Genomic DNA, 11406 nt, shown 5'->3' with positions numbered 1-11406 from the left:
CGCGACGGGTTCGGCGTGCAGGAGCGCAAGACGCAGACCAACGTCGCCGACATCGTCCGCACCTCCGACACCGGCTTCACGAACGACCCGAACGCGTCCATCCAGTGGCCCTTCGCCGTCGGCGTGCCGGTGGGCGACCGCTTCGGCTACCGCAACTGCGCGGGCTGCTCGGTGAACCACGGCGGCACCGACTTCAACCCGGGCGACGGCTCGCCCATCCAGGCGATCGCCGACGGCGTCGTCCGCACGGTCATCGACGGCGAGGGCTCGCTCGGCGTGCACGTGATCGTCGACCACGAGATCGACGGGCAGCTCGTCTCGAGCGTGTACGCGCACATGCAGCACGGCTCGGCGGCCGTGTCCGAGGGCGACCCGGTGAAGGTCGGTCAGCTCCTCGGCCTGGTGGGCACGACCGGCATGTCGACCGGCCCGCACCTGCACTTCGAGATCCGCCTCGACGGCGTGACGAAGGTCGACTCCTACCTCTGGCTCAAGGCCAACGCCGGGCGCTGACCCGGCGGCGGGACGCGGGAGCCGCCGGGCGGACCCCGCGGCCCGCTACTCCGCGTGCAGCCAGACCGTGGTGTCGGCGGGCAGCGCCGGCTCGTGCAGCTCCTCCGAGGACAGCACCACGGAGCCGACGGGCAGCTCGACCGGAGCCTCGCCGAGGTTCGCGATCACCGTGACGGCTCCGTTGCGGAACGCCACGACGTCCTCCGGGTAGCCCTCGAGCCACTCGACGGCGCCGGAGCCCAGGTCCTCGGCGCGGCGCACCGCGAGCAGGGACCGGTACAGCTCGAGCGTCGAGCCCGCGACACCGCGCTGGCGGTCGCGCGCGAGCGGCGCCCAGTCGCCGGGCTGCGGCAGCCAGGAGTCGCCGGTGCCGCTGAAGCCGTACGCGGGTGCGTCCGCCTCCCACGGGATCGGCACCCGGCAGCCGTCACGGCCGTAGCGCTCGCCGCCCGTGCGGAACCAGGTCGGGTCCTGACGCGCCGAGTCCGGCAGGTCGATCGCCTCGGGGAGCCCGAGCTCCTCGCCCTGATAGACGTAGGCGGAGCCGGGGAGCGCGAGCATGAGGGCGGTCGCGGCACGGGCGCGGCGCAGCCCCAGGACGGGGTCGGGGAGTCCGGGCGTGCGCGGGCCGATGCCGTAGCCCTGCGGGTTGTCGGACGTCAGGGCCAGGCGGCTCGCGTGGCGCACGACGTCGTGGTTCGACAGCACCCAGGTCGACGGGGCGCCGACGGCGGCGAAGGCCTCGACGGAGGAGTCGATGATGTCGCGGAGGGCGGGTGCGCTCCACGGGGTCTCGAGGTAGGCGAAGTTGAAGGCCTGGTGCATCTCGTCGGGGCGGACCCAGCGGGCGAGCTTGGAGAGCGGCTGCACCCACGCCTCGGCGCAGAGCACGCGGTCGTCCGGGTACTCGGCGAGCAGGGAGTGCCAGTCGCGGTAGATCTCGTGGACGCCGTCCTGCGCCCAGTAGGGGGCGGTAACGGGATCCTCGCCGTCGGCGGGAGCGACTCCGCCCATCGACCCGCTGTCGGCGGGCGGCGTGTAGTCGGGCAGCCCCTCGGCCTTGATCATCCCGTGTGCCACGTCGACGCGGAAGCCGTCGACGCCGCGGTCGAGCCAGAAGCGGAGGACCTCCCGGAAGCGCTCGCGCACCCACTCGTTCGTCCAGTCGAAGTCGGGCTGCGAGGTGTCGAAGAGGTGCAGGTACCACTGGCCGGCCGAGCCGTCGGGCTCCATGACGCGTGTCCACGCGGGGCCGCCGAAGACAGACTCCCAGTTGTTCGGGGGCAGCTCGCCCGACTCGCCCCGGCCGTCGCGGAACAGGTAGCGCGCCCGCTCGGCGCTGCCCGCGGGAGCGGCGAGCGCCTCCTGGAACCAGCGGTGGGCGCTGGAGGAGTGGTTGGGGACGAGGTCGACGATGATCCGGATGCCCAGGGCGTGAGCGCGGGCGAGCATCGCGTCGAAGTCGGCGAGGGTGCCGAAGAGCGGATCGACGTCGCAGTAGTCGGCGACGTCGTAGCCCGCGTCCTTCTGCGGCGAGGTCATGAAGGGCGAGAGCCAGATCGCGTCGACGCCGAGCTCGGCGAGGCTCTCGAGGCGCGAGGCGATGCCGGGCAGGTCGCCGATGCCGTCGCCGTCCGCGTCCGCGAAGGAGCGCGGGTAGATCTGGTAGATGACGGCGGTGCGCCACCACTCGGCTGCCCGGCGGTGCTCGGCCTCGGAGTCGGGGCCGGGGGAGTTCTCGGGCGCGCCGGAGAGAGCGGAGTCCAGGGTCATGGGGTCGAGTTTATCGGGCGGCTCAGGGGCGCCGGGGGCACGCCCTCCGCCGTCCCGTACAGTCGACGGGTGATCGATGAGACGCCGGACGAGGCCCGAGCCCGACGCCGACGGGCGCTGCTGTGGGTGGTGCCGCTGCTGGTGCTGCTGGTCGGCGGCCTGGTCGCCGTCACCCTCGCGATCGGCGGATTCGCGCTGCGCAGCATGACCGGCGCCTCCGCCGTGCAGCTCGTCCTCGTCGCCTAGGCGGTCGCGGCCGGGCCGTCCTCGTCCTCGGGCGGGGGCGCGGAGGAGGTGCGCGCCCGCTCCTCGGACGCGTGCGCGGTCTCGGGCCCGGTCGCGCGGGCCTGCTCGTCGGCGCGGGTGACCGCCTCCGCGAGCTCGTCGGCGATGAGGTACCCGGGAGAGACGGCCTCGGCCCGGTAGGCCGCCCGGCCGACCATGTGCGCCGAGACGGGCACGGTCAGCAGCTGGAAGCCGATCACCAGCACGATGGTCCCTGCGGCGGCGAAGCCGGGGTTCCGGATGGCGACCGCGAGCATCACGCAGATCAGTCCGAGCACCTGCGGCTTCGTGCCCGCGTGCATCCGGGAGAGCAGGTCGTCGAACCGCATCAGGCCGATCGCGGCCAGCAGCGAGAGCAGGGCGCCGACCAGCAGCAGCACAGCGGTGAGCACGTCGAAGAACAGGTCCATGTCAGTCCTCCTCGCGGTTGGCCATGAACTTGGCGACGCTGATCGATCCGAAGACGGCGAACAGCGCGAGCCCGAGCGCGACGGGCAGGGTCCGCGCGTGGTGGTTGACCGCCATCTCGGCGCCGATCCCGCAGATGATCGTCGCGACGAGCACGTCGGCCGCGACGACCCGGTCGAGCACGGACGGACCGCGGAGGATCCGCACGAGCGCGAGCAGGCAGGCGGCGCCGAAGACCGGCACCAGGATCCAGATCAGCCAGTCGATCACCGGACCACCCCCGATCCGGCCTCGATCGGCCGATTCACGCGCTGCACGTCCTCGCGGGAGCCGATGGCCCGGACGATGCGCGCTTCCGTCCGGAGGACCGTCCGGCGCACCTCGTCGATCCGCTCGCCCTCGTCGTGGGTCACGCCGAGCACGTGCAGGTAGAGGACGTTCAGCTGCGGGTCCACGTCGATCACCAGGGAGCCGGGGACGAGCGAGACGGCCTCCGTCGTCCAGACGAGCATCCCCTCGGAGCGGCTGCGCAGGTGCACGGCGACGATGGCGTTGTGGACCGGGACGGGCAGGGTCAGGATCTGCCAGGACACCCGCACCGAGGCCACCGCGATGTCGGCCAGCAGGCGCAGGAGGAAGAGGAGCACGAACCACGGGTTGATGCGGTTCGAGAACTCGACCGGCGGCAGGTAGAACACCCGGGTGATCAGCAGGGCGACCAGGAAGCCGGTGACGATCGACAGCACCGAGACGTCGTCCCAGAGCAGCACCCAGATCCCGACGAGGGTCACGAACATCGCGACGCGGTTCCAGATGTCGACGCGGCGGCGGGGGCTCATCGCGGCCCCTCCTCTCCGAAGGACGAGTCGCGGTAGACGGTCGCGATGTAGGTCGCGGGGTCGGCGACCGCGCTCGCCGCTCGCTCGCTCGCGTCGTAGAGGGGACCGGCGCCGACGGTCAGCACGACGCCGACGACGACCATCCCCGCGGTGGCGAGCACCATCATGGGCGGCGAGTGGCGGGTGCGGATGCTGCCCGTGTCGTGGGGGTCCTCCTGCAGCTGGTCGATCAGGGGCGACTCGTAGCCGGGCACCTCCTCCTGGCGGCGCCAGAAGACCATGTTCCAGACGCGCGCGACGGCGTAGAGGGTCAGGAGCGAGGTCACGGCCCCGGCGGCGATGACGGCCCAGATCAGCCACGAGGGCTGGTCGGCGGCCGACTCCGTGCCGGCGACGAAGAGCCCCACCTTGCCGAGGAAGCCGGTGAACGGCGGGATCCCGCCGAGGTTCATCGCGGGGATGAAGTAGAGCAGCGCCAGCAGCGGCGAGGCCTTGAGCAGCCCGCCGAGGCGCAGGATCGAGGTGGTGCCGCCGACGCGCTCGATCAGGCCGGTCGCGAGGAAGAGCGTCGTCTGCACCGTGATGTGGTGGATGACGTAGAAGATCGTCGCCGCGTAGCCGGCCGGGGTGCCCACGGCGATCCCGAAGACCATGTAGCCGATGTGCGAGACCAGCGTGAAGGACAGCATCCGCTTGATGTCGGCCTGCGCGACCGCACCGAGGATGCCGACGATCAGCGTCAGCAGCGCCACCACCAGCAGCACTTCGCTCAGCCTCCCTCCCGGGAAGAGCAGGGTCTCGGTGCGGATCAGCGCGTACACGCCGACCTTGGTGAGGAGTCCGGCGAAGACGGCGGTGACCGGCGCCGGAGCCGTGGGGTACGAGTCCGGGAGCCAGAACGACAGGGGGAACACGGCCGCCTTGATCCCGAAGCCGAGCAGCAGCACCACGTGGAGCACCAGCTGCACGTCGGCGGGGAGCTCGGCGATGCGGATCGAGAGCTGCGCCATGTTGACCGTGCCGGTGGCGCCGTAGAGCAGGCCGATGGCCGAGAGGAAGAACACGCTCGAGACCAGGCTGACGACCACGTAGGTCGTGCCGGCGCGGATCCGCGGCGCGGTGCCGCCCAGGGTGATCAGCACGTAGCTCGCGGCCAGCAGGATCTCGAAGCCGACGTAGAGGTTGAACAGGTCGCCCGCGACGAAGGCGTTGAGGATGCCCGCCGAGAGGATCAGGTAGGTCGGGTGGAAGATCGTGACCGGCGTCTCGCGGTTGCCGTCGACGAGGCCCTGGCCGACCGAGAACAGCAGGACGCCCAGCAGGGTGATCGAGGTGATGACGAGCATCAGCGCGGCGAGCGGATCGACGACCAGCACGATGCCCCACGGCGGCTCCCAGCCGCCCACGTAGACGGCGCTGCCGCCTCCGTCGCCGGTGAGGACCAGCACGAGCATCACCGAGGAGATCACCAGAACGCTCGAGAGCGTCACGATGTTCACGGTGATCTGCGCGCGCCGGTGGCGTCCGAGGATCAGCGCGACGGCCGCTCCCAGGAGGGGGAGGGTGACGACGAGCGGGATCAGGGCGTTCATCGGTCCTCCTTCCTGTCGTCGGTCATGGCGCTCTCCCCGTGCTTGGCGGCGGTGCCCTCGTCGCTGGACTCGAGCAGGACGTCGAGCGCCCGGTCGTCGGCGGTGGTCTGGGCCGAGATGCCCGCCGCGTCCTCGCGGACGGAGGCGTCGGTCTCGTCGTCCTCCACCTGGTCGGCGTTGGCGAGGCGCCAGCGCCGGTAGATCATCGCGAGGAGGAAGGCGGACACCCCGAAGGTGATCACGATCGCGGTGAGGATCAGCGCCTGCGGCAGCGGGTCGGCCATCTCGGCGGCGATCTGCTCGTAGGAGCGCCCGTCGTCGGTGACGAACGGCGCGATGCCCGAGCGGCCGGCCATCAGCAGGATGAGGATGTTGGTCGCGTTCCCGACGAGCAGGAACCCGATCAGGATGCGGGTGAGGCTGCGCTCGAGCATCTGGTAGACGCCCGCCGCGTACATCACCGCCATCACGACGACGAGGACGAGGGTGATGCTCATGCGCCGTCCCCCCTGCCCGGTCCGCCGACGACCGTGGAGCCGGTGGGGAGCGAGGTCTCGAGCCCGTCGACCGTGCCCTGGCCGGGGCCGGGGGTGCTGTCCGTCGAGTGCGTGACGCCGTCGCCCGAGGGGGAGCCCTGCTCGGCCTCCTCGCCGTGGCGGTCGACCTCGCCGCCGAGGCTGCGGAGGATGTCGAGGGCGAGGCCGATCACGATCAGGTACACCCCGATGTCGAAGAGGGTGGACGTGCCCAGGTGGAGCTCGCCCAGCACCGGCACCTCGAGGTCGAGCCAGCTCGATTCGAGGACCTCGAGGCCGAAGGCGAGGGAGGAGACGGCCGTGCCGACGGCGAAGAAGAGGCCGAGTCCGAGGACCTTGCCCGCGTCGATCGGCGCGGCCTCGCCGAGCTCGAAGCGGCCGCCGGCGAGGTAGCGCGCGACGAGGGCGAGACCGGCGAGCAGGCCGCCCGCGAAGCCTCCGCCCGGGGTGTTGTGTCCGGTGAAGAGCAGGTAGACCGACACGATCATCGCGGGGTGGAAGAGCAGGCGCACCAGCACCTCGAGCACGATCGAGCGGTTCTCCGGCCGGAGCGTGCGCCCGGCGACGAGCCAGGAGCCGCGGTCGCCGTCGCGCTCGGCGTCGGCGGAGGAGGTGGTCAGGTCCATCGCGCGCTCGCGGCGGTCGTCGGCGCTCTGCGACTCGAGGCGGGGAGCGCCTCCGGCCCGGCTGGAGAGGAAGATCAGGCTCGCGACGCCGGTGGCGACCACGACGAGGACCGAGATCTCGCCCATCGTGTCCCAGGCGCGGATGTCGACGAGCAGGACGTTGACGATGTTGCGGCCCTTGCCCTCCTCGTAGGCGAGGCGGGGCAGCTCGGCCGAGATCGGCGTCGCGGTCCGGGCGCCGAGGGCGATGGTGGCGGCGAGGGCCATGACTGCTCCGACCGCGATGCCGATGACGGCGCGCAGGCGCTTGCGCATCGGCTGGTGCTTCGCGGCGATGCGGGTCGGGAGGCGGCGCAGCACCAGGACGAAGACCACGAGGGTCACCGTCTCGATCAGCGCCTGGGTGAGGGCGAGGTCCGGTGCACCCTGCAGGGCGAAGAGGGCCACCATCCCGTAGCCGGTGGCGCCGGCCAGCAGCACGGCGGCGACGCGGTTGCGGGCGATCGCGCACAGCACCGCCGCGAGGATCATCACGGCCGCGACCGCGAGCTGGCCCGGGCTGTCCCAGAAGACGAGATCGCCCGGCCAGGTGCGGTTGAGGGCGGCCGCACCGCCGACGCCGAGGACGAAGACCGCGAAGATCACCGTCAGGTAGCGGGGGAGCGAGCCGCGCTGGACGGACTCGGTGACCGTGCTGGCGACGCGGTCGAGCCAGCGGACTGTGGCCCAGTAGCCCTCGGCGGAGTCGATCCGGTTGGGCAGCATCGACTGGGCGCGCGCGACGGCGACGCGCTTGGCGAAGAGCAGGAGTCCCACGGCGATCACGAGGGCGCTGAGTGCCAGCGCGGGCTCGAAGCCGTGCCAGAGCGCGAGGTGGTAGCCGCCGTGGTCGGAGGCCTCCGCGGCGGCGGCGAGCTCCGGGTCGGCGTCCGGGGCGGCGTAGGGGAGGGTGTCCGCGTAGACGGCGACGAGCGGGTCGAGCACGGAGGCGGCGATCCCGCCGATCATGCTGGCGGCGGCCAGCAGCACCGGGGCGGCGGTGAAGGTCCACGGCTCGGCGTGCAGGTGCGTGTCCTCGAGCCCCTTCTTCCGGGCGAAGGCGCCCCAGAAGAAGCGCGCGGAGTAGGCCACGGTGAGGATCGAGCCGAGGACGAGGCCGACCAGCGCGACCCAGGCCCAGAACGAGCCCTGCTCGATCGCCGAGATCAGGCTCGTGAACACGGCCTCCTTGGCGACGAAGCCCAGCAGCGGCGGGATGCCCGCCATCGACAGCACGCCGACGAGGGCGGCGCCCGCGAGCACCGGCGCCTGCCGTCCCAGGCCGCTGAGCTTGCGGAGGTCGCGCGTGCCGGCGCGGTGGTCGACGATGCCGACGGTGAGGAAGAGCAGCGCCTTGAAGAGGGCGTGGGCGACGAGCAGGGTCAGTCCGGCCAGCGCGGCGTCGCGCGAGCCGAAGCCGACGGCGACGGTCAGGAAGCCGAGCTGGCTGACGGTGCCGTAGGCCAGCACGAGCTTGAGGTCGTACTGCCGGAGCGAGCGCCAGCCGCCGACGAGCATGGTCCAGACTCCGACGCTCACCACCACGGGCAGCCAGACGGAGTCGTCGGCGAAGCCCGGCGCGAGGCGCGCGACGAGGTAGATGCCCGCCTTCACCATCGCGGCGGCGTGCAGGTAGGCGCTGACCGGCGTGGGAGCGGCCATCGCGGCCGGCAGCCAGAAGTGGAACGGCACCAGGGCGGACTTCGAGAACGCGCCGAGCAGCACCAGCACCAGCGCCGTCGACACGATCGGGCCGGAGGGGGCGGCGGCGACGATCCCGGAGAGGCTGGTGGTACCGGCCTGCACGATCAGGACGATGATCCCGACCAGCATCGCCAGCCCGCCGAGAGTCGTGACCAGGAGCGCCTGGAGACCGGCACCCCGGCTCTCCTTGCGCCCGCTGTAGTGGCCGATGAGGAGGTAGGAGAGGACGCTCGTCGCCTCCCAGAAGACGAAGAGGATGATCACGTCGTCGGCCGTGACCAGCCCGTACATCACTCCGGCGAACGCGGACAGGAGCGCTGCGAACCGGCCCAGCGAGGGCTCGTCGCGGCTGAAGTACGTCGCGCAGTAGGCGAGGACCAGCGCGCCGACTCCGCTGACCACGAGGGCGAGGACGATCGAGAGCGCGTCCAGGCGGAAGGAGAGGGCGATGTCGAGCGCGGGGATCCACGGCACGGACTCGCGGATCTCGCCGCCGTCGAGGATCGTCGGCAGGGCGGTCGCGGTCGCGACGAAGCTCGCGGCCGGGATCAGCGCCAGCGCGTAGAACGTCTTCGGCCCGAACCGGTCCACCAGCCAGGGGGTCACCACGGCGATCGCGAACGAGATCACGAGGATGAGGAGCATCACATGTTCCTCCCAAGGTGTACCCAGCGCATAAGTCGGTCAAGAATATCGGAGCGCCCTCTCGCGGAACCTGAGTGCGCGGAGGCTTGACGGCCCCGTCGTGATCCGCCAGGGCTCTACCGTGGGGAGCATGGCCCGCTCGCTCCTCCCCGACCAGCTCTGCCGACTCCGCGTCCACGACCTCGCGTCGGGGGAGTCGACGACCGTCTTCGAGTCCGACTCCGTCCTCGTGGAGGCGCCGAACTGGACTCCGGACGGCTCCGCCCTGATCGTGAACGGCGACGGCGGCCTCTTCCGGCTGCCGCTCGAGGGGGCGCCCGTGCTCGAGCCGATCCCGCTCGACGGAGTGCCGGCCGAGCTCAACAACGACCACGTGCTCGCCCCGTCCGGCGGGCTCGCCTACGTCTCGGCGCGCGACGGGCACCTCTACGCGGTCGAGCTCGACGGCTCCGCCCCCGCCCGCCGCCTGACCGCCGAGCGCGAGGGCGCGCGCTTCAAGCACTACCTGCACGGCGTCTCGCCCGACGGCGCGACCCTCGCGCTGATCGGCGGCGGCGACGCCTCCGGGCGGTGGCGGACCGACGTCTACACGATGCCGGCCGGAGGAGGCGCGCTCACCGCCCTGACCGACGACGAGCCGGCCGACGACGGCGTCGACGTCTCGGCCGACGGCCGCACCCTCGTCTTCAACTCCGAGCGGGCCGGAGGAGGTGCGCAGCTGTTCCGGATCGGCCTCGATGGCTCCGCGCTCTCCCGCCTGGTCGAGTCGGACACGGTCGACTGGTTCCCGCACGAGTCGCCCGACGGCGCTCACCTGCTCTATCTCGCCTATCCGGAGGGGACGGCCGGGCACCCCGAGAACGTCGACGTCGAGCTGCGGCTGCTCGACCTCCCCGGGCGCTCGACGCTCGAGCCCGGCCGCGTGCTGGAGCGCCTCCACGGCGGGCAGGGGACGATCAACGTCTCCGGCTGGGCGCCGGACTCGACGCGCTTCGCCTACGCCGATTACCCGCGGCGCTGAGAGCCTGAGTCCTTGCCGCGCATGCGCGTGAGGGGGATCGATCACGGCGGGGAGCGGGTCTTGAATCGGGAGATGACCATCGACAGCGCAGCATCCTCCTCCGTCACCCGCTCGCCGCTCGGCGACTCCGGCATCGACGTCTTCCCGCTCTCGCTCGGCGACTCCGGCATCGACGTCTTCCCGCTCTCGCTCGGCGGCAACGTCTTCGGCTGGACCGCGGGGCGGCAGACCTCCTTCGATGTCCTCGACGGCTACACGGCCGCGGGCGGCGACTTCATCGACACCGCCGACGCCTACTCCGCCTGGGTCCCGGGCAACACGGGCGGCGAGTCCGAGACGATCATCGGCGAGTGGCTCGCGCAGCGCTCGGGGGACCGGGACGACGTGGTGATCGCGACGAAGGCGGGCCGCCACCCGCAGTTCACCGGCCTCGCGCCCGACAGCGTGCGTGCGGCCGCCCGCGCCTCCCTCGAGCGCCTCGCGACCGACCGGATCGACCTCTACTACGCCCACTTCGACGACGAGGCCGTGCCGATGGCCGACATCGCCGCCGTGTTCTCCGAGCTCGTGGACCAGGGCCTCGTCCGCGCGATCGGAGTGTCGAACTTCAGCGCCGAGCGCGTCGCGGAGTGGCTGCGCATCGCGGGCGAGGAGGGCCTGCACGCGCCCGTCGCGCTGCAGCCGCACTACAACCTCGTGGAGCGCGGGATCGAGGCCGACCTGCTGCCCCTCGCCCGCGAGGCGGGGCTGGCCGTCGTCCCCTACTCCGCCCTGGCGTCGGGATTCCTGACCGGCAAGTACCGCGACGGATCGACGCCCGAGGGTCCGCGCGCCGACGGCGCCTCCCGCTACCTCGACGGCCGTGGCCGCCGGGTGCTGGCGGCGCTCGACGTGGCGGCGGAGGCGCACGGCGCCGAGGTGGCGACGGTGGCGCTCGCGTGGCTCCGCTCGCAGCCCGGAGTGGTCGCGCCGATCGCCAGCGCCCGCGTGATGGAGCAGCTGCCGGCGCTGATCGCCTCGGCCTCCCTCGAGCTGAGCGCGGAGGAGCTCGCCGCGCTCGACGAGGCGAGCCGGGCGTAGCCGCAGACGGGCGGCCGCGGGGGCGCGTCCCCCGCGGTCATCGACGCTCCGCGGAGGTGCTATCGTCTAACGGTGCCAAATCGCGGGCACGCCCCGAGAGGGGCTGTCAGACCCGCAGGTGCGCCCCCTTAGCTCATTGGTAGAGCACTTCCTTGGTAAGGAAGAGGTAGTGGGTCCGATTCCCACAGGGGGCTCCGTTCCCCGCAGGCCAGACCTGCGAAGAACGCGCGGCGGGGTAGCTCAGGTGGTTAGAGCACACGGCTCATAATCGTGGTGTCGCGGGTTCAAGTCCCGCTCCCGCTACAGCGAGAAGGCCCCGGTTCGCGCGTCGAGCCGGGGCCTTCG

The 11406-nt window shown here is 72.0% G+C and carries 11 protein-coding genes and 2 tRNA genes; 6 read left to right on the top strand and 7 right to left on the bottom strand.

Annotated features, from left to right (window positions below; all coding sequences use genetic code 11):
* Positions 1 to 513: M23 family metallopeptidase (locus C5C82_RS09905; protein WP_104354991.1), on the top strand; the 513-nt coding region annotated here is incomplete at its 5' end.
* Positions 514 to 558: 45 nt separating this feature from the next.
* On the opposite strand, the gene C5C82_RS09900 is transcribed toward C5C82_RS09905, so the two are convergent.
* Positions 559 to 2286, bottom strand: coding sequence for a glycoside hydrolase family 13 protein (locus C5C82_RS09900; protein ID WP_104354990.1), 1728 nt, complete (start codon positions 2284 to 2286; stop codon positions 559 to 561).
* 69 nt (positions 2287 to 2355) lie between these two features.
* Here C5C82_RS09900 and C5C82_RS17550 point away from each other — a divergent pair, with 69 nt between their 5' ends.
* The gene (locus tag C5C82_RS17550; RefSeq protein WP_159939698.1) at positions 2356 to 2532 is read left to right on the top strand and encodes a hypothetical protein; all 177 of its coding nucleotides are present in this window, start codon (positions 2356 to 2358) and stop codon (positions 2530 to 2532) included.
* On the opposite strand, the gene mnhG is transcribed toward C5C82_RS17550, so the two are convergent.
* From mnhG to C5C82_RS09870, 6 genes are read right to left on the bottom strand one after another with little or no spacing between them, the layout of a single operon-like run.
* Positions 2529 to 2981 carry a monovalent cation/H(+) antiporter subunit G gene (mnhG, locus tag C5C82_RS09895; protein ID WP_258066063.1) on the bottom strand — a complete coding sequence of 151 codons (453 nt, stop codon included), beginning with the start codon at positions 2979 to 2981 and terminating at the stop codon, positions 2529 to 2531. The genes C5C82_RS17550 and mnhG overlap by 4 nt on opposite strands.
* Before the next feature lies 1 nt (position 2982).
* Positions 2983 to 3249, bottom strand: a complete 267-nt coding sequence (locus tag C5C82_RS09890) for a monovalent cation/H+ antiporter complex subunit F (protein ID WP_308470711.1) — start codon at positions 3247 to 3249, stop codon at positions 2983 to 2985.
* Complete coding sequence (locus C5C82_RS09885; protein ID WP_104234245.1) at positions 3246 to 3818, bottom strand: Na+/H+ antiporter subunit E; 573 nt, start codon at positions 3816 to 3818, stop codon at positions 3246 to 3248. Before C5C82_RS09885 ends, C5C82_RS09890 begins: the two co-directional genes overlap by 4 nt.
* Positions 3815 to 5410, bottom strand: coding sequence for a Na+/H+ antiporter subunit D (locus tag C5C82_RS09880; RefSeq protein WP_104238297.1), 1596 nt, complete (start codon positions 5408 to 5410; stop codon positions 3815 to 3817). The genes C5C82_RS09885 and C5C82_RS09880 overlap by 4 nt, the downstream gene beginning before the upstream one ends.
* On the bottom strand, positions 5407 to 5907 hold the full coding sequence (locus C5C82_RS09875; RefSeq protein WP_104223614.1) for a Na(+)/H(+) antiporter subunit C: 501 nt from the start codon (positions 5905 to 5907) through the stop codon (positions 5407 to 5409). The genes C5C82_RS09880 and C5C82_RS09875 overlap by 4 nt, the downstream gene beginning before the upstream one ends.
* Positions 5904 to 8960, bottom strand: a complete 3057-nt coding sequence (locus C5C82_RS09870) for a Na+/H+ antiporter subunit A (protein ID WP_104260451.1) — start codon at positions 8958 to 8960, stop codon at positions 5904 to 5906. Before C5C82_RS09870 ends, C5C82_RS09875 begins: the two co-directional genes overlap by 4 nt.
* 130 nt (positions 8961 to 9090) lie before the next feature.
* Here C5C82_RS09870 and C5C82_RS09865 point away from each other — a divergent pair, with 130 nt between their 5' ends.
* The 4 genes from C5C82_RS09865 (at position 9091) to C5C82_RS09850 (ending at position 11364) form a co-directional block, all read left to right on the top strand.
* The gene (locus tag C5C82_RS09865) at positions 9091 to 9981 is read left to right on the top strand and encodes a PD40 domain-containing protein (protein WP_104254838.1); all 891 of its coding nucleotides are present in this window, start codon (positions 9091 to 9093) and stop codon (positions 9979 to 9981) included.
* A 78-nt stretch (positions 9982 to 10059) separates the two neighbouring features.
* Positions 10060 to 11061, top strand: a complete 1002-nt coding sequence (locus tag C5C82_RS09860; RefSeq protein ID WP_374953869.1) for an aldo/keto reductase — start codon at positions 10060 to 10062, stop codon at positions 11059 to 11061.
* A gap of 122 nt (positions 11062 to 11183) precedes the next feature.
* Positions 11184 to 11255, top strand: a tRNA-Thr gene (locus C5C82_RS09855).
* A 35-nt stretch (positions 11256 to 11290) separates the two neighbouring features.
* A tRNA-Met gene (locus C5C82_RS09850) sits at positions 11291 to 11364 on the top strand.
* Positions 11365 to 11406 lie beyond the last annotated feature (42 nt).

The sequence above is a fragment of the Rathayibacter sp. AY1D5 genome (genome assembly GCF_002932515.1).
GTDB lineage: Bacteria > Actinomycetota > Actinomycetes > Actinomycetales > Microbacteriaceae > Rathayibacter.
Note: the sequence above shows the minus strand (reverse complement) of the source record. Positions and strands in the feature narration are given on the sequence as shown.

Excerpts from the sequence above, each read along its gene's own strand:
- C5C82_RS09900 (WP_104354990.1), bottom strand. The coding sequence starts at position 2,286 with ATGACCCTGGACTCCGCTCTCTCCGGCGCGCCCGAGAACTCCCCCGGC.
- mnhG (WP_258066063.1), bottom strand. The coding sequence starts at position 2,981 with ATGGACCTGTTCTTCGACGTGCTCACCGCTGTGCTGCTGCTGGTCGGC.
- C5C82_RS09885 (WP_104234245.1), bottom strand. The coding sequence starts at position 3,818 with ATGAGCCCCCGCCGCCGCGTCGACATCTGGAACCGCGTCGCGATGTTC.
- C5C82_RS09880 (WP_104238297.1), bottom strand. The coding sequence starts at position 5,410 with ATGAACGCCCTGATCCCGCTCGTCGTCACCCTCCCCCTCCTGGGAGCG.
- C5C82_RS09875 (WP_104223614.1), bottom strand. The coding sequence starts at position 5,907 with ATGAGCATCACCCTCGTCCTCGTCGTCGTGATGGCGGTGATGTACGCG.
- C5C82_RS09870 (WP_104260451.1), bottom strand. The coding sequence starts at position 8,960 with ATGCTCCTCATCCTCGTGATCTCGTTCGCGATCGCCGTGGTGACCCCC.
- C5C82_RS09865 (WP_104254838.1), top strand. The coding sequence starts at position 9,091 with ATGGCCCGCTCGCTCCTCCCCGACCAGCTCTGCCGACTCCGCGTCCAC.